Source organism: Microbacterium sp. NPDC089186 (genome assembly GCF_040685115.1).
Taxonomy (GTDB): domain Bacteria; phylum Actinomycetota; class Actinomycetes; order Actinomycetales; family Microbacteriaceae; genus Microbacterium; species Microbacterium galbum.
This window is the reverse complement of the sequence record NZ_JBFBHJ010000003.1, coordinates 224890-241833: the sequence shown is the minus strand read 5'-3', so window position 1 is coordinate 241833 and position 16944 is coordinate 224890. Positions and strand designations below refer to the sequence as shown.

13 protein-coding genes are annotated in these 16944 nt (G+C 70.2%); 7 read left to right on the top strand and 6 right to left on the bottom strand.

Annotation, left to right across the window (positions count from 1 at the left end; genetic code table 11):
• Positions 1 to 48: 48 nt before the first annotated feature.
• A complete protein-coding gene (gene lpdA / locus AB0N82_RS11345; protein WP_363391654.1) occupies positions 49 to 1422 on the bottom strand; it encodes a dihydrolipoyl dehydrogenase in 1374 nt (457 codons plus the stop codon).
• Positions 1419 to 2885, bottom strand: a complete 1467-nt coding sequence (locus AB0N82_RS11340) for a leucyl aminopeptidase (protein ID WP_315995694.1) — start codon at positions 2883 to 2885, stop codon at positions 1419 to 1421. The genes lpdA and AB0N82_RS11340 overlap by 4 nt, the downstream gene beginning before the upstream one ends.
• Before the next feature lie 84 nt (positions 2886 to 2969).
• Between AB0N82_RS11340 and AB0N82_RS11335 the strand changes: the two genes are divergently transcribed.
• From AB0N82_RS11335 to AB0N82_RS11325, 3 genes are all read left to right on the top strand, one after another.
• Positions 2970 to 3896, top strand: a complete 927-nt coding sequence (locus tag AB0N82_RS11335) for a PAC2 family protein (RefSeq protein ID WP_315995695.1) — start codon at positions 2970 to 2972, stop codon at positions 3894 to 3896.
• 296 nt (positions 3897 to 4192) lie between these two features.
• Complete coding sequence (locus tag AB0N82_RS11330; RefSeq protein ID WP_315995696.1) at positions 4193 to 5521, top strand: RNA polymerase sigma factor; 1329 nt, start codon at positions 4193 to 4195, stop codon at positions 5519 to 5521.
• A complete protein-coding gene (locus tag AB0N82_RS11325; protein ID WP_363391649.1) occupies positions 5518 to 6216 on the top strand; it encodes a coenzyme F420-0:L-glutamate ligase in 699 nt (232 codons plus the stop codon). The genes AB0N82_RS11330 and AB0N82_RS11325 overlap by 4 nt, the downstream gene beginning before the upstream one ends.
• A gap of 222 nt (positions 6217 to 6438) precedes the next feature.
• On the opposite strand, the gene AB0N82_RS11320 is transcribed toward AB0N82_RS11325, so the two are convergent.
• Entirely contained in the window at positions 6439 to 7461 is a 1023-nt protein-coding gene (locus AB0N82_RS11320; RefSeq protein ID WP_363391646.1) for a sugar-transfer associated ATP-grasp domain-containing protein, read from the bottom strand.
• Positions 7462 to 7506: 45 nt separating this feature from the next.
• Here AB0N82_RS11320 and AB0N82_RS11315 point away from each other — a divergent pair, with 45 nt between their 5' ends.
• Both AB0N82_RS11315 and AB0N82_RS11310 read left to right on the top strand, forming a co-directional pair.
• Complete coding sequence (locus tag AB0N82_RS11315; RefSeq protein WP_363391643.1) at positions 7507 to 8145, top strand: alanine racemase C-terminal domain-containing protein; 639 nt, start codon at positions 7507 to 7509, stop codon at positions 8143 to 8145.
• On the top strand, positions 8142 to 9179 hold the full coding sequence (locus AB0N82_RS11310; RefSeq protein ID WP_363391640.1) for an alanine racemase: 1038 nt from the start codon (positions 8142 to 8144) through the stop codon (positions 9177 to 9179). The genes AB0N82_RS11315 and AB0N82_RS11310 overlap by 4 nt, the downstream gene beginning before the upstream one ends.
• A gap of 156 nt (positions 9180 to 9335) precedes the next feature.
• On the opposite strand, the gene AB0N82_RS11305 is transcribed toward AB0N82_RS11310, so the two are convergent.
• Entirely contained in the window at positions 9336 to 9554 is a 219-nt protein-coding gene (locus AB0N82_RS11305; protein WP_076675603.1) for a hypothetical protein, read from the bottom strand.
• 134 nt (positions 9555 to 9688) lie between these two features.
• Between AB0N82_RS11305 and AB0N82_RS11300 the strand changes: the two genes are divergently transcribed.
• Positions 9689 to 11788: a DNA topoisomerase IV subunit B gene (locus tag AB0N82_RS11300; RefSeq protein WP_363391637.1), complete on the top strand. Its 2100-nt coding sequence runs from the start codon at positions 9689 to 9691 to the stop codon at positions 11786 to 11788.
• 285 nt (positions 11789 to 12073) lie between these two features.
• On the opposite strand, the gene AB0N82_RS11295 is transcribed toward AB0N82_RS11300, so the two are convergent.
• Complete coding sequence (locus AB0N82_RS11295) at positions 12074 to 14542, bottom strand: DNA topoisomerase IV subunit A (protein WP_363391634.1); 2469 nt, start codon at positions 14540 to 14542, stop codon at positions 12074 to 12076.
• 70 nt (positions 14543 to 14612) lie between these two features.
• On the opposite strand from AB0N82_RS11295, the gene AB0N82_RS11290 reads away from it, so the two are divergent.
• Positions 14613 to 15740: a nucleotide pyrophosphatase/phosphodiesterase family protein gene (locus AB0N82_RS11290; RefSeq protein ID WP_363391631.1), complete on the top strand. Its 1128-nt coding sequence runs from the start codon at positions 14613 to 14615 to the stop codon at positions 15738 to 15740.
• 12 nt (positions 15741 to 15752) lie between these two features.
• On the opposite strand, the gene sepH is transcribed toward AB0N82_RS11290, so the two are convergent.
• Complete coding sequence (sepH, locus tag AB0N82_RS11285) at positions 15753 to 16778, bottom strand: septation protein SepH (RefSeq protein ID WP_315995704.1); 1026 nt, start codon at positions 16776 to 16778, stop codon at positions 15753 to 15755.
• Positions 16779 to 16944: the final 166 nt, after the last annotated feature.

Sequence of the window (16944 nt, the reverse complement as noted above, 5' to 3'; positions counted from 1 at the left end):
GTCTCCTTCGTACCGGATGCGGTATCTAGCTTAGTGACCGGTTGTCGGTCAGAGTGCGTGCAGCGGCTTGCCCGCGAGCGCCAGGAAGGCCTCGCCGAGCGCCTCGCTCTGGGTGGGGTGCGCGTGGACGAACGGCGCGATGTCTTCGGGATGCGCTTCCCAGCCGACGGCGAGCTGGGCTTCGGAGATCAGCTCTCCCACGCGATCGCCCACGAGGTGGGCCCCGACGACGGGTCCGTCGACACGACGCACGATCTTGACGATCCCCGAGGTCCCGATGATCTCGCTACGGCCGTTACCGGCCAGGTTGTACTCGTATGCGCGGACGGCCTCGGATCCGTAACGATCCTGAGCCTGGGCCTCGGTGAGTCCGACCGACGCCACCTCGGGGTGCGAGTAGGCGACCCGCGGCACGTCGACGTCGGGGACGAGCACGGGCGAGAGCCCCGCGATCTCCTCGGCGACGAAGATGCCCTGCTGGAAGCCGCGATGCGCGAGCTGCAGACCGGGCACGATGTCGCCCACGGCCCACACGTGCGCCGCAGCGGTGCGCAGGCGGGAATCGGTCTGCACGAAGCCGCGCTCGAGCACCACCCCGGCCTCCTCGAAGCCGAGACCGGAGGTTGCGGGACCGCGGCCCACGGCCACCAGGACGTAGTCGGCGACCAGCTCGCTGCCGTCGTCGAGGGACACCGTGACGCCGCGGTCGTCCGAGGTGAGCGACGTGAATCGCCGGCCCAGCTGGAAGGCGATGCCGCGTTTGCGGAAGGCGCGCTCGAGAGCCTTGCTCGACGAGACGTCCTCGGCGGGGAGGAGGTGGGGGAGGGCTTCGACGATCGTGACCTCGACGCCGAACGAGCGCCACACGCTGGCGAACTCGACGCCGATGACCCCGCCGCCGAGCACGACGACGCGCTCGGGGATGACGTCGAGATCGAGAGCCTGCTCGCTGGTCAGGACGCGCCCGCCGATCTCCAGGCCCGGAAGGCTACGACTGTACGAACCCGTCGCGAGGATGACGTCCGTTCCGCGGTACAGGTCGTCTCCGACGCGCACAGCGGGCCCTGCCTCGAGCGTCCCCTCGCCCGAGACGACGCGGATGCCGCGGGCCGAGATGAGACCCTCGAGACCCTTGTACTTCTTGGCGACGATCCCCTCGCGATACGCGCGCACCCGGGCCGGGTCGATTCCGCTGAACGTCACGTCCACACCGATGTCCGACGCACCGCGGGCGGCATCGGCGACCTCACCGGCGTGCAGCAGGGCCTTCGTCGGGATGCAACCTCGGTGCAGGCAGGTGCCGCCGAGCTTGTCCTTCTCGATCAGGACGACATCCTTGCCGAGCTCGGCGAGGCGCAGCGCGGCGGCGTATCCGCCACTGCCGCCACCGAGGACGACGACGTCCGCGGTGTACTCGGTCACCGCGCGCCGTCCGAGACGAGCAGTTCCACCAGCGAACGGACGGTCGCGCCGGTCACGCCCTTGTCGGTGTATCCGAACGGGGCGGACTTGTTCATACCGACCCCCGCGATGTCGAGGTGCACCCACGGGATGCGAGGCGCATCGGCCTCGTCGGACACCCTGCCGACGAAGTGGCGCAGGAACAGGCCGGCGAAGAGCGAACCGCCTGCGGGGTCGCCGATCTTCGCGTTCTGCAGGTCGGCGATGGGGGAGTCGAGGTCGTCCACCATGTGGTCGGGCAGCGGCAGCTGCCACGCCAGCTCCGCGACGCGACCCGCCGCTTCGAGGTACGACGCGACCGCGGCGTCGTCTCCCATGACCCCGGTGTGGCGGTTGCCGAGGGCGACGGTGATCGCTCCGGTGAGAGTAGCGACGTCGACGATCAGGTCGGGGTTCTCGCGGCTCGCCGCGGCGAGACCGTCGGCGAGCACGAGGCGACCCTCGGCGTCGGTGTTCAGCACCTCGACGGTCGTGCCGTCGAGGGTGCGCAGCACGTCTCCGGGGCGGGTGGCCCGACCCGACGGCATGTTGTCCGCGATGCAGAGCCAAGCGCTGACCTTGACGGGCAGGGCCATCTCGGCGGCGGCCTTCAGCACGGCGAGGACCGTGGCGGCGCCGCACATGTCGTACTTCATCCCGACCATGGATGCGGGCGGCTTCAGCGACAGACCACCGGTGTCGAAGGTGATGCCCTTACCGACGAGGGCCACGTGGCGCTCGGCCCCGGCGGGCGAGTACTCGAGGCGGACCATGCGGGGCGGGCGATCCGAACCCTGGCCGACGCCGAGGATTCCGCCGTAGCCACCCTGGCGCAGCGCAGCCTCGTCGAGCACCTCGACCTCGACAGGCAGATCCTTCACGGCCGCGACGGCGGCATCGGCGAAGTCCGCGGGTCCAAGCCACTCGGCGGGCGTGGTCACGAGGTCCTTGACGAGCGCGACGGCTCCCGAGATCGCGGCGACCGCGGTGACGTCGGTCTCGGCCGGCGCTTCGCTCGTCGACACACTCACGCGCTCGGCTCGCGCCTTCGCGGCCTTCTTCTTGTAGTCGGCGAAGCGGTATCCGCCGAGTGCGGCACCCTCGGCGATCGGACGCCACGGCGCCGCCACCAGCGACTGGATCGCGACATGCGCGAAACCGGTGAGTTGGCGCAGGCCGACGCCGGCGGCATCCCGGACGGACGCGTCGGTCGCGTCGGAGCCCGCACCGACCACGGCGACGGGCTTGTCGACACCGGGCACGTGCACGCGCTGGTAGGACCCGACGGCCCCGGTGAATCCGACCGCGGACAGCGCCGCCCCCAGTCCGTCCCAGCCATCGGGGTCGGACGCTCCCTCCGCAGTGGTGGGGACGATCAGCAGGATCGCGTCGGCATCGGATTCGAGGACGGGGGCGTCGGTGTACGCCACGGAGGGGAACGGCATGACATCCATCCTAGGTTCGTGCGTGTTCGCTAGCAGCGGGACGCACCGCGACCGGGCATCCGGGAGCGCTCGTAGAGTGGATGCATGCCCTCCTCCGCCCCGCTGTACGACCGCGCCCCCGCGGCGCCGCCCGTGCCGTCGGGCCTGCCGCTCGTGATCGCCCTCACGGGGTTCACCGACGCCGGCGGGGCCGTCACCCGACTGGTCGAGTACTTCCGCGACGACCTGGAGCCGAACCCCGTCGTCGTGTTCGACAACGACGTGCTGCTCGACTACCGCGCGCGGCGTCCGGTCATCACCTTCGTCGAGGACCACCTCACCGACTACCGACCGGCCCGGCTCGAACTCTCGCTCGCGCACGACTCGCTCGGGCACCCGTTCCTGCTGCTGGCCGGCTACGAGCCCGACTTCCTGTGGGAGGCCTTCGCCGAGACCGTTCTCGAGCTCTCCGCCGGCATGCAGGTGTCGTCGGTCACGTGGGTGCACGCGATCCCCATGCCGGTGCCGCACACGCGGCCCATCGGCACCACGGTCAGCGGCACGCGACCCGACCTCGCCGAAGCGCACTCGGTCTGGCGCCCGCACACGCAGGTCCCCTCCACGGCGGGTCATCTGCTCGAATACCGCTTCGCGGAGGCCGGCGCCAAAGTGGCCGGCTTCGCGCTGCTCGTTCCGCACTACCTCGGCGACACGGAATACCCGGCCGCCGCCCTGGCCGCTCTGGACAGCCTCACCGTCGCGACGGGACTCGTGTTCTCCGGAGAGGTGCTGCGCGAGGAGAACCGCGAGTTCATCGGCAAGGTCGCCGAGCAGGTCGAGGGAAGCGAAGAGCTCACCCGCATGCTCGAGGGGCTGGAGGAGCGCTACGACTCCTATATGGCCGGCTCCACGCACGCGACCCCCATCATCCACACGGGCGACCTGCCCAGCGCCGACGAGCTCGCGGCGGAACTCGAGCGGTTCCTCGCCACCCGCCCCGGCGACGACGACCGGCGCGGCAAGCTCGGCTGAGTCCGGCGGAGTACGGCGACGCGCCCAAGACGCGGCGACCGCGCGGCGACCCCGTCACCGGATGCCGCAAGGTACGGCGTCCGGAGGGAATGCGGATGGCCGGAAGGGCGTTGTCTACGCATAGATCCCCGGTCCGCGTCAAGTCCCGGTCGGGGGATGTGAGACAATGAAGAACCTGACCCGTTGTCATCCGGTCAAGGAGCCACGCTCCTCGGCTCGGTACTTGACAAGGGTCTTACTAGTGTCCGAGAACGACCGGTGGCCGTGCAACGTACGTTCCCGGTGAAAGGCGAAACGTGGCAGGCACGACAACCAAGACCCGCTCCCGGGGTGCGAAGGACACCGAGCTCGAGAACTCCGAGGAGACCGTGACGGCGTCGACGACGACGACCGCGAAGAAGGCTCCCGCCAAGAAGGCCCCCGCCAAGGCCAAGGCGACGCCCGCCAAGGCCAAGACCAAGGCGAAGAAGGACGACGACCTCGAAGACGAAGAGGACGTCGAGGACGAGGGCGACGTCGAGATCGACGTCGAAGACAGCGACGACGCGGAGGAGTCCGACGACGCGGCCAAGCCCGGCGCCAAGAAGTCCGACGACGATGAGGACGACGAGACCCCGGCCGCGCCCGCCGAGGCCCTGCCGTCCGGCGCGATCGTCATCTCGTCGAGCGATGAGGACGACGTCCCCGTCTACTCGGCGCAGATCACCGGCGCGACCGCCGACCCGGTCAAGGACTACCTCAAGCAGATCGGTAAAGTCCCGCTGCTGAACGCGGCCGAAGAGGTCGAGCTCGCGATGCGCATCGAGGCGGGCCTGTTCGCCGAAGAGAAGCTGTCGAACATGTCGGCCGCCGAGAAGACCGGTCAGCTGGGTCTCGACCTGCAGTGGGTCGCCCGCGACGGCCAGCGCGCGAAGAGCCACCTGCTCGGCGCCAACCTCCGCCTCGTCGTCTCGCTCGCCAAGCGCTACACCGGTCGCGGCATGCAGTTCCTGGATCTCATCCAGGAGGGCAACCTGGGTCTGATCCGTGCAGTCGAGAAGTTCGACTACACCAAGGGCTTCAAGTTCTCGACGTACGCCACCTGGTGGATCCGTCAGGCGATCACCCGCGCCATGGCCGACCAGGCCCGCACCATCCGCATCCCGGTGCACATGGTCGAGGTCATCAACAAGCTTGCACGTGTTCAGCGTCAGATGCTGCAGGACCTCGGTCGCGAACCCACCCCGGAAGAGCTCAGCCGCGAGCTCGACATGACCCCCGAGAAGGTCATCGAGGTGCAGAAGTACGGCCGCGAGCCCATCTCGCTGCACACGCCCCTCGGTGAAGACGGCGACAGCGAATTCGGTGACCTCATCGAGGACACCGAGGCCGTGGTCCCCGCCGACGCGGTCGGCTTCACCATGCTGCAGCGTCAGCTGGAGTCGCTCCTCGACTCGCTGAGCGAGCGCGAGGCGGGCGTGATCCGCATGCGCTTCGGCCTCGGCGACGGTCAGCCCAAGACCCTCGACCAGATCGGCGACACGTTCGGCGTCACGCGCGAGCGCATCCGCCAGATCGAGTCGAAGACCATGGCGAAGCTGCGTCACCCCAGCCGCTCGCAGTCGCTCCGGGACTACCTCGAATGAGTGCGGAGGCCAACGCCGGCAAGGCGCTCACCCGTACCGTCGACGGCACGTCGTACGCCCGCATCCCGATCCGCACGCGGGTCGTCATGCCGGGTGACGACCTCGACGCCTTCATCCTCGAGTACGCGAAGGAAGCCGTTCAGCCGGGCGACCTGCTGTTCGTCACCGAGAAGATCGTCGCGATCACGCAGGGCCGCTCGTTCAAGCTCGACTCGATCACGCCGCGCAGGCTCGCTCTGTTCCTGTCGAAGTACGTCACGCGCACTCCATACGGCATCGGTCTCGGGATGCCCGAGACCATGGAGATGGCGCTGCGCGAGTGCGGCACGCCCCGCATCCTGTTCGCCGCGGCGGTCTCCGCCGTGACCAAAGCGTTCGGGCGCAAGGGCGACTTCTATCGCATCGCCGGCGACAAGGCCCGCGCGATCGACGGTCCGACCAAGGGCACGATCCCGCCGTACAACCAGGCCGTCGTCCTCGGCCCGGAGCGCCCCCGAGAGGTTGCGGCCCGTCTGAAGTCGCTGCTCGGCATCGACCTCGACGTCGCCGTCGTCGACATCAACGATCTGGGCGGTAACATCCTCGGCTCCACCATGGACAAGGCCGGTGAGAAGCGACTTGTCGCGATTCTGAAGGACAACCCGCTCGGTCAGGGTCACGAGTCGACTCCGCTGGGTATCGTCCGCCACAGCTGACACCTGTCGCACGGAAGGCCCGTCCCGTTCGCGGGGCGGGCCTTTGCTGTGTGGATGCCGAGGGGCGTCGTGCCGCGCCATGACCCTTCGTCGAGCTCAGGCTCCTCGCCACCCAGGTGGCTGAGCCCGTCGAAGCCACCGGAACCCCTGACGACCCCAGCGCCCTCCGGGCACGCGTGAGGCCCGCCCCCGCGTGGGGAGCGGGCCTCACGGCATCCGGGATCAGAACCCGATGGCTGCCTGGTAGCGCGGCTTGTGCCCGGTACGGATCCCCGTCACGCTCGGCTTGTTCTCGTAGACCCCGGCACCCCAGTTGCCCTCGACGAGCACGGGACCCTCGGGACCGACGACGATGTCCCAGCCGACGTACTGCACCTGCGGCACGACACGGGCGACCTGGTCGACGAACGCCTTGACCTCGTCGATCATCGGCAGCTGGAAGTCGGCGATGCGCACGCCCGAGTCGGGGTGCAGCTCGTGCACGTGGCCGTGCGAGTCGTACCCGGCGCCGAGGGCGTGGCCGTTCTCGTCGAGCATCGTGTAGAAGCCGCCGAACGTCATCTGGTCGCTCACCGCACCGCGGCCGAACTTCTGCGCCATCGCCAGGATGTGGGTCTTCTCCCCGTCGAAGAACGCCGTGACGCGCGTGGTGTTGACGGTTCCGGGGCAGACCGCTGCGAGGTCGTCGTGCTGGCGGATGACCTCTTCGACGAGGATCTCTCCGCGCTCGAGGAGCCCGCGGTGGAACTGCGTCCAGTCCTCGACCCCGGCCGCGTGGTAACGGTGCACACCGGTTCCGGCCTGGCCCACCGGCTCCTTCGTGACGATGGTGCCCAGCCGCTCGGTGAAGGCGCGCAGCTCGTCGGCGTTGCCGGCATCCACCACCATCCAGTCGCGGCGGAGGAAGTCGCTGAATTTCCGGTCGAACTCCACCTTGTCCTGGAACAGACCGCGGTAGTCGGGGTGGTCGTACTTCTGCGAGATCTGGTTCGAGACCGGGTGCGTCATGTACGTCGCGCGCTCGGCGGGCGTGAGGATCGCGAAGTCGTAGTCGATGTAGTCCTGGAAGCCGACGTTCTTCACGCCGGCCTGGAAGAGCATGTCGGCGACGACCAGCGGCAGCGACTTGCCGTGCTGGGCGGAGGCCTCCTTGGCGCGCTCCACGACGGATCCGACGTCGATGCGACGGGCGCGTCCGGCGAGGTAGCGCAGACGGGTGACGGGGGAGAAGCCCTGGCTAGGCATGCACGCTCCGGGGTCGGGGACGAAGGACCCCGTTAGTCTAAAGGGGTGACCTCCACGCTCCCTGCCCGCACGCCCGGGGCCGGGGGAGTCGCTCCCGTCGCGGCTCTGTCCACCGCTGCTCTGAGCGCCAACGCCCCGCTCTCCCTGGCGCCGAACGGCGCCGACGCCCTCGCCGCCGACGCCTGGGGCCACGGTGCCGCATGGGTGGCATCCGTCCTCGCCGACCTCGGAATGGATGCCGCCGCCCTCGACCCGGTCGCGCTGTACGGCCTCCCGGGGGCGCACACGCGCCCGGTGATGTCGCTGCGCGGGCGCGCTCTCGGCACCAAGCCGCTGCTGCGCGGGGAGGGGGTGTCGTACGGTTACACGCACCGTGCCCCGCACGACACGACCGTCGCCCTGGTCACCGGGGGCTACGCACAGGGCGTCGTGCGCGCCCTCGGCAATGCCGCGACGGTGTCGATCGACGGGCGGCGTCATCGGATCGTCGGGCGCGTGGCGATGGACGTCAGCGTCGTCGATGTCGGCGACACGGCGATCACCCGCGGAGCAGAGGTCGTGTTCTTCGGCGATCCCGCCGATGGGCACCCCTCCCTCGAGGAGTGGGCGGATGCCACGGGCCTCACCGCAGCCGAGATCGTCGCCATGGTCGGCGCGCGTGCCGAACGGGAAGTGATCGCGTGACCGCCTCGTACCGCGTCGACCTCGACGCCTTCTCCCGCAACCTCCACCGCGTGCGCGAGGCCGTCGCCCCCGCCGCCCACATGCTGGTGGTCAAGGACGACGCCTACGCGCATGGACTCGAACGCCTCGTCGCCCACGCGTTCGCGCAGGGCGTGCGCTGGTTCGGCGCGTTCGACGTCGTCACCGGCGCGGCCGTCCGGGCGGTGGTCGGTCCCGAGGCCCGCATCTTCGTCTGGCTCATCGGCGGGGCCGATGACCTCGCCGCCGGCATCGCGGCCGATCTCGACCTCGGCGTCGGCGACGAGGCCCTGCTCGACGACCTCGCCGGCCTGACCGTGGGCGGTGTGGCGCGCATCCACCTCAAGATCGACACGGGCCTGCACCGCAACGGCATCCGTCCCGAACGGTGGGGCGAGGCGCTCGATCGCACCGCCGCGCTCGTCGCGCGGGGCCGCGCGGAGCTCGAGGGCATCTGGTCGCACATCTCCGAGGCATCCGACGCCGACGACGATGAGGCCCGAGCGGTGTTCCTCGCCGCGCGCGAGTCCGCCCGCGCCGCCGGTCTCGATCCTCGCTTCTCGCACCTCGCCGCCAGCGCGGCCGGGTTCGCCCGTGGGGAGTTCCGAGAAGACCTCGTGCGCGTGGGGGCGTTCTCGTACGGCATCCGCCCCGCCGGCGGCCCCGACGAGGCCTCACTGGGGATCGAACCGATCGCGGCTCTCGTGGCGACGGTGACCGACGTGGACGCCGCGGGGGTCCGCCTCGATGTCGGTAGTCTCCACGGGCTGCCGAGTACCCTCGCGGGGCGCTTCGACGTCGACACCCCGGCGGGTCCCCGGCGGGTCGAGGCGATCACCCCCGTCTCCGTGTCCGTCGCGCCCTGGCCCGGGGCGGCCCCGGGAGACGAGGTCATCGTGTTCGGACGGGGATCACGCAACAGCGCCACCGATCTCGCCGAACTCATCGACACGATCGGCGAGGAGATCGCCCTCCGCGTGTCTCCCGCCGTACCGCGCCGCTACGTCTCGAGCTGACCGGACGGGCGAGCGGGCGCGAGTCGGGCAGGCATGCCGTCGCGCGGGGGTCGGACGGCAGGCCGCCGGTGCGGGTGAGATCGCCGTGCCGGAGCGCGGAACGGGCCCCGGACCGGCTCCCGAAGGAGACGGCACGAGGCCCGTTCGGACGGTGTGTCAGTCGGCGGCGTTGAGGCGCGCCGTCTCGTCGTGCCAGGAGGTGGCGACGCTGCGGAGCTTCTCTTCGTACTTGCGGCCGTGGTGCGCGCAGAACAACAGTTCGCTGCCGTTCACCTCGGCGGCGATGTAGGCCTGAGCGCCGCAGGAGTCGCAGCGATCCGCCGCCGTCAGGCGGTGGTCGAGAACAGACGCGTCGGGTGCGGTCGTGGTGGTCATCTCGGGTGCCCTCCTCAGGTGATCGTGGGCGAGTCCACACATATAACCACGCGGATGTTTCCCCTATGCCGCGGCTTGATCACATTTCGCTGTGCGCGTACGGTGACCCGACCCCGCTGTGTGTCTGGCAGGCGATGTCGGTGGCCCCGATTACGCTGAAAACCGTGACGTCCGAGTACTCCGCCCACCACCTGCAGGTCCTCGAGGGCCTCGAAGCCGTGCGCAAGCGCCCCGGAATGTACATCGGCTCGACCGACTCCCGCGGCCTCATGCACTGCCTGTGGGAGATCATCGACAACTCCGTCGACGAGGCCCTCGCCGGCCACGGGACGCGCATCGACATCGTGCTGCACGCGGACGGCAGTGTCGAGGTGCGCGACCGCGCGCGCGGCATCCCCGTCGATGTCGAACCGCGCACGGGACTCACCGGTGTCGAGGTCGTCTTCACGAAGCTGCACGCGGGTGGCAAGTTCGGCGGCGGTTCGTACGCGGCATCCGGCGGTCTGCACGGCGTGGGCGCGTCGGTCGTCAACGCCCTCTCCGAGCGCCTCGACGTCGAGGTCGACCGCTCGGGCAAGACCTACGCCATGTCGTTCCATCGCGGCGAGCCCGGCCTGTTCGCGGGCGACGGACCCGACGCGCCCTTCACGCCCTTCGAGCGCAGCAGCGAGCTGCGCGTGGTCGGCAAGGCCGCCCGGGGCGTCACCGGCACGCGCATCCGCTACTGGGCGGATCGGCAGATCTTCACGAAGGATGCCGCCTTCGGCCACGACGAGCTCGTCCAGCGCGTGCGTCAGACGGCGTTCCTCGTGCCGGGGCTCGAGATCGTCGTCCTCGACGACCGCGGCGAGGAGCGCGTCGAGACGAGCTACCGCTTCGACGGCGGCATCTCCGAGTTCGCCGACTTCCTCGCCCCCGACGCGGCCGTGACCGACACCTGGCGCCTCACGGGAACGGGGACGTTCACCGAGACCGTACCCGTTCTGCAGCCGGGCGGGTCGATGATCCCCACCGAGGTGCAGCGCGAGTGCGAGGTCGACATCGCCGTGCGGTGGGGGACCGGGTACGACACGACGGTCCGGTCGTTCGTCAACATCATCGCCACGCCCAAGGGCGGCACGCATCAGCAGGGCTTCGAGCAGGGTCTGATGAAGGTCCTGCGCTCGCAGGTCGAACAGAACGCGCGCAAGCTCAAGGTCGGAAACGACAAGATCGAGAAGGACGACATCCTCGCCGGACTCTCCGCGGTCCTCACCGTTCGCCTGCCGGAGCCGCAATTCGAAGGCCAGACCAAAGAGGTCCTCGGCACTCCTGCCGTGCGCCAGATCGTGGCATCCGTCGTGCAGAAGGAGCTGGCGGCGTTGTTCGCCTCGACCAAGCGCGACGACAAGGCGCAGACCGCGCAGCTGCTCGAGAAGATCGTCTCCGAGATGAAGGCGCGCATCTCGGCGCGCACCCACAAAGAGACCCAGCGGCGCAAGAACGCCCTCGAGTCCTCGTCGCTGCCGGCCAAACTGGTGGACTGCCGTTCCAACGACGTCACCGATTCGGAACTGTTCATCGTCGAGGGCGATTCCGCGCTCGGGACCGCCAAGCTCGCCCGCAACAGCGAATACCAGGCGCTGCTGCCGATCCGCGGCAAGATCCTCAACACGCAGAAGGCGTCGATCAGCGACATGCTGTCCAACGCCGAGTGCGCCTCGATCATCCAGGTGATCGGTGCGGGCTCCGGCCGTTCCTTCGATCTCGACGCCGCCCGCTACGGCAAGATCATCCTGATGAGCGACGCCGACGTCGACGGGGCCCACATCCGCACCCTGCTGCTGACGCTGTTCTTCCGCTACATGCGACCGCTCGTCGAAGAGGGGCGGGTCTTCGCCGCCGTCCCGCCGCTGCACCGCGTCGTGGTGATGAATCCCGGGACCAAGCCCAACGAGACCATCTACACCTACAGCGAGCAAGAGCTGCACGCCCTGCTCACGAAGCTCAAGCGCTCCAACAAGCGCTGGCAGGAGCCCGTGCAGCGCTACAAGGGTCTTGGCGAGATGGATGCCGACCAGCTCGCCACGACCACCATGGACCGCGGCGGGCGCACCCTCCGTCGCGTGCGCGTGCAGGACATGGAGGCCGCGGCCTCCGTGTTCGATCTGCTCATGGGCAGCGACGTCGCGCCGCGTCGCGAGTTCATCATCGACTCCAGCGACCGGTTGGCGCGGGAACGCATCGACGTCTGAGTCCGTGGCGGGTCGACCCGCTGTACCGGCCCGCGTCGAGACCGACTCGCGGAGCTGAGCCCACGGTCCCGGTACCTCCGATGAGAGGCCGGCCGCGGCTCTCGAGGCGGCGCGGCGCTGACGCGCGAGGTGTGCACACCAGCGGGCGCCGGCCCGCGAGGCGTGCACAACGGCGGGCACCCAGGACGCCGCGCCGGGGATCCGACGGCGCACCCGGCGTTTCTTCGGAGACCCTCGCGATCGTGCACGCCGGTGCCGGCACGGGCGACCCGCGCCCGGCCCGACTCAGCGGACCACGGTGCCGATCGCGCCGACGGCGGCCTCGAGAGGCTGACCCGACGCGTCGCGCTTGGCTCCGGACTCCGGCAACGCCCGGACGGAGCCGTCCGAGCCCACGGCCCGGGGGTCCGTCCCGACCCAGGCCACGGTGAGGGCGTCTTCTCCGCGCAGCAGGCGTTGCGCGCGCACGCCGCCCGTGGCCCGACCCTTCGCGGGGAACTCCGTGAACGCCGACACCTTGGCCGTGCCGGCGTCCGTTCCGGGCAGGGCCGACGACGATCCCGCGACCGTCACGACGACCGCGTCGAAGGCCGAGGCGCCGACGACCGCGAACGCGATCACGCGCGCGCCGTCGGAGAGACGGATGCCGGCCATCCCGCCTGCGGATCGCCCCTGCGGTCGTACGGAGGAGGCATCGAAGCGCAGGAGCTGCGCATCGCTGGCGACGAACACCAGCTCGGCGTTGTCACCCGCCGGTGCGGCCCCCACCACCTCGTCGCCGTCGCGCAGCGAGATGATCTCGATCTCGTCTTTGGTGCCGAGCTCGGTCGCGGCGACGCGCTTGACCACGCCCTGCGCGGTGCCGAGCGCGATCGTCGGTGCGTCGACGAGGGGGACGAGGGCGACGAGGGTCTCGCCCTTGGCGAGGGCCAGGTACTGCTCGACCTTCGTGCCCGCGCTGAGGTGCACCGAGTTGGCCGGAACAGAGGGCAGATCGACGGGGGAGAACCGCACGAGGCGCCCGGCCGAGGTGACGGCACCGATGTCACCGCGTGTCGTGGTGTCGACGGCCGAGCGGACGGCGTCGTGCTTCGACCGTCGCGTCGGAGCGATCACCCCTCCGCCCGGCGCGTCGGCGACGAGCTCGGCGCGCACCATGCGCCCGGTGGCCGACAGGTACACCCGGCAGGGGGCGTCGGCGATCTGCAGGTCGGCGGCGGCCGCGGCCCGCGCGGATCGGGGCTGCACCGGTCCACCGTTGAGCAGCATGGTGCGGCGAGGGGTTCCGTACGCCTCGGCCGCGGCATCCAGTTCCGTCGCGACCTGCTGGCGCAGGAGCGTCTCGCTTCCGAGCAGTTCGACGAGCTGGGCGATCTCGGCGTGCAACTGGTCGCGCTCCGCCTCGAGTTCGATGCGCGAGAACTTCGTGAGGCGCCGCAGGCGCAGCTCGAGGATGTACTCGGCCTGCGGATGCGAGAGGTCGAAGACCTCCTGCAGCTTGGTACGGGCCTGCTCGCCGTCGTCGGAGGAGCGGATGACCTGGATGACCTCGTCGATGTCGAGGATCGCGATGAGCAGTCCCTCGACGAGGTGCAGGCGTTCGCGCTTGCGCGCGAGGCGGTACTCGCTGCGACGCGTGACGACGCGGATGCGGTGGTCGATGTAGACGCGCAGCATGTCGCGCAGGCCGAGCGTCTGCGGTTGCCCGTCGACGAGCGCGACGTTGTTGATGCCGAACGAGTCCTCGAGGGGGGTGAGCCGGTAGAGCTGCTCGAGAACGGCCTTGGGGTCGAAGCCGGTCTTGATGCCGATGACGAGCCGGAGTCCGTTGTTGCGGTCGGTCAGGTCGGTGACGTCGGCGATGCCGGCGAGCTTCTTCGCCTGCACGGCGTCTTTGATCTTCTCGATCACGCGCTCGGGGCCGACGAGGTACGGCAGCTCCGTGATGACGATTCCCGTGCGGCGCGGCCCCAGCGACTCGATCGACGCTTTCGCCCGCGTGCGGAACGTGCCGCGGCCGTTCGTGTAGGCGTCCTTGATCCCGTCGAGACCGACGATGATGCCGCCCGAGGGGAGGTCGGGTCCCGGGACGAACTCCATGAGCTCCTCGACCGTGGCATCCGGATTCTGCAGCAGGTGGGTCGCCGCGGCGACCACCTCGATGAGGTTGTGCGGCGCCATGTTGGTCGCCATGCCGACCGCGATGCCCGTCGCACCGTTCACGAGCAGATTGGGGAAGGCCGCCGGGAGCACCTCGGGCTGCTGGAACTGTCCGTCGTAGTTGGGGATGAAATCGACGACGTCTTCGTCGAGATTCTCGGTGAGGGCGAGGGCCGGGGGAGCGAGGCGCGCCTCGGTGTAGCGGGGTGCCGCCGGGCCGTCGTCGAGCGAGCCGAAGTTGCCGTGCCCGTCGACCAGGGGGACGCGCAGCGAGAAGTACTGCGCGAGGCGCACGAGGGCGTCGTAGATGGGCGCGTCACCGTGCGGGTGGAGCTTTCCCATCACCTCGCCGACGACGCGCGCGCTCTTGACGTGGCCGCGGTCGGGGCGCAGCCCCATCTCGGCCATCTGGTAGAGGATGCGACGCTGCACGGGCTTCAGCCCGTCGCGGGCGTCGGGCAGCGCGCGCGAGTAGATGACCGAGTAGGCGTACTCGAGGAACGAGCCCTGCATCTCGGTCGAGACATCGACGTCTTCGATGCGCTCGGTCACGGGGGAGCCCGTCGCGGGCGAGGAAGAACGGGAAACGGGCATATCAACGGCCTCGGGTCGGGCGGGCGTCCGGTCGGGACGGGGTCGGGAGCCGTGTGGAAGACTTGCTCCGATGTCACTCAGCCTACCGGCGGACCCGCCGCGCTCCCGGAGCCTCACCGGTGTGGTGGAGCAGTCGATCGCCGCACTGTCCGGCTCGTCGGAGTGGTTCGCGCCCGCCCAGAGCGCGATCGTCTTCGTGATCGACGGCCTCGGCGCCCACAACCTCGCGGCGCGACGCGGTCACGCGCGGTTCCTCGGTTCGGTGGGCGGGCGCCGCGACGTCGCCCGCACCGTCTTCCCGTCGACCACCGCCGCCGCGCTGACGAGCCTGCTGACCGGAACCGCCCCCGGCGCCCACGGGATCGTGGGGTATCGCGTCCGCATCCCCGGGACCGACCTGGCGCCGAATCAATTGCACGGCTGGGAGACCGACGGCCTCGACCCGCATCTGTGGCAGCGTCGGACGCCGTTGTTCGAGACGCACGCGGCGGCCGGCCGGGAGGCCTTCGTCGTGTCGCGCACGAGCTACACGGGTACCGGCTTCACCGAAGCCACCCTCCGCGGCGCGTCCTTCTTCCCCTCCGACGACCTCGACGAGCGCGTGCGGCTGGCGGCCGATCTGGCCGCGCGGCATCCGGGATCCATCACGTACCTGTACGCGCCCGAGCTCGACACCGCCGGTCACCGCGACGGCTGGGAGTCCGACCGGTGGACCGACGCGCTCGAACGCGTCGACGCGGCGGCCCGTCGCCTCGCGGAGTCGATCGGCCCCCGCACCGGTGTCATCGTCACGGCGGATCACGGCATGGTCGACGTGCCCGCTCACAAGCACGTCCTGCTGCGCGACGGACATCCCCTCCTCGACGACGTCGCCCTGCTCGGCGGCGAGCCGCGAATGCTCCATCTCTACGCCCACGATGGACGGGCGGATGCCATGGCCTCGCGCTGGAAGAGCGACGAGGCCGCGCGGGCGTGGGTGCTGACGCGCGACGAGGCGATCGCGGCCGGTCTCTTCGGCCCCGTCGACGACGAGGTGCGCGAGCGCATCGGCGACGTCGTCGTGGCGGCGCGCGGGCGCTTCGCGTATTACGACGACCGCGAGGTCGACAAGCGACCGCAGCGCATGATCGGCCAGCACGGCTCCCTCACCGACGAGGAGCGCACGGTGCCGCTGCTCCGCCTGGGCGCTTTCGCCTGAGGCCCGGCGCCCTCAGCTCTCGTCGGTGCGTGCGCCGAAGACGATCTCGTCCCACGACGGCATCGACGGGCGACCCTTGGCGCGTCGTACCGTGTCGGGCTGCGGGCGTTCCGGTTCGACGGTGTCGTCGACGGAGTCCTCGACGTAGCCCGGCTCGACGGCGTCGAAGAGGGCGACCGGCGGCGACGCGGGCCGCGGCTCGGGCTCGACATCCGACGTCCCGGGCAGAGGCTCGCGCTGTCCGCGGCGTCGACGGAGGGCCTCGAGCAGATCGGCGGTCTCGGACGAGGCCACCGGGGCGTCGGGGGCGCGTTTGATGGCGGCCGCCTGAACCGCCGGGGCCACCGGTCCGGTCGCTTCGACGCCGGGTTCGTCGTCGATGTCGAGGCGCCGGGGACCGAATGCGCCGCTGTCGAAGCGGGAGTCGTCCTTCGCCACGTTGTCGAGGGCGCGCAGACGCGGGATGAGGCCTTCCGGCAGCGATCCCTGGCGGGACAGCTGGATCGCATCGGCGTTCTGCGGGGAGAGGCTGCTGCGGCGCGGCTCGAAGCCCCACCGCGCGTCGTGCTCGATCCCGTTGGCGGTGAACTCCAGCTTGACCATCCAGCCGGAGCCCTCCTTCCAGCTGGTCCATCGCTCGGCCGAAGCCCCGGCCTCGGCGAGCTTGGCCCGCACCGCTGCTCCGAAGGTGATGGGGGCGTCGTGCTCGAGGGTGCCGCCCAGCAGGACGGGGACCGCGAGGGCCTGCGCCACGACATGCTCGCGCTCGGCGAGCACCGGCCCCTCGAAGCGCTCCACGTCCTCGACGCGGGCGTTCAGAAGCGTCGCCACCTCGCGCGCCGACAGACCCGCCCGGATGTGCGCCTGGATCTCGCGGGGGCTGGGACGCGGGGCGCGGTCGTCGTCTTCACGGTCCCGGCGCGCGCGGCGAGCCTCGGCGCGCAGCACCTCGTCGAGCGCCAAAGCGAAGCGTTCACCCGATTGCGTCGCCACGACGAGGACGTCATCTTCGGTTCCGATGACTTTGAGCTGTTCCATGCGAAACACCCCTCCGATCTGCGGTCAGCGCCCATGCTGACATGCGCGTCGCCCGGTTCCGGGAATATCCGGGGCGCGCCGCGAGTTTCCCGTCTCGCCCGACACGCAGGCGCGCCCGCGAGCATTTGCTTATCGCAGACGTGTCATGCAAACTATGGCCGCCCGA

What these genes read in the sequence shown, in the direction of transcription:
- AB0N82_RS11290 (WP_363391631.1), top strand. Translation starts at nt 14,613, where the DNA reads ATGTCACTCAGCCTACCGGCGGACCCGCCGCGCTCCCGGAGCCTCACC.
- AB0N82_RS11320 (WP_363391646.1), bottom strand. Translation starts at nt 7,461, where the DNA reads ATGCCTAGCCAGGGCTTCTCCCCCGTCACCCGTCTGCGCTACCTCGCC.
- AB0N82_RS11305 (WP_076675603.1), bottom strand. Translation starts at nt 9,554, where the DNA reads ATGACCACCACGACCGCACCCGACGCGTCTGTTCTCGACCACCGCCTG.
- AB0N82_RS11325 (WP_363391649.1), top strand. Translation starts at nt 5,518, where the DNA reads ATGAGTGCGGAGGCCAACGCCGGCAAGGCGCTCACCCGTACCGTCGAC.
- AB0N82_RS11335 (WP_315995695.1), top strand. Translation starts at nt 2,970, where the DNA reads ATGCCCTCCTCCGCCCCGCTGTACGACCGCGCCCCCGCGGCGCCGCCC.
- AB0N82_RS11300 (WP_363391637.1), top strand. Translation starts at nt 9,689, where the DNA reads ATGTCGGTGGCCCCGATTACGCTGAAAACCGTGACGTCCGAGTACTCC.
- sepH (WP_315995704.1), bottom strand. Translation starts at nt 16,778, where the DNA reads ATGGAACAGCTCAAAGTCATCGGAACCGAAGATGACGTCCTCGTCGTG.
- AB0N82_RS11340 (WP_315995694.1), bottom strand. Translation starts at nt 2,885, where the DNA reads ATGCCGTTCCCCTCCGTGGCGTACACCGACGCCCCCGTCCTCGAATCC.
- AB0N82_RS11295 (WP_363391634.1), bottom strand. Translation starts at nt 14,542, where the DNA reads ATGCCCGTTTCCCGTTCTTCCTCGCCCGCGACGGGCTCCCCCGTGACC.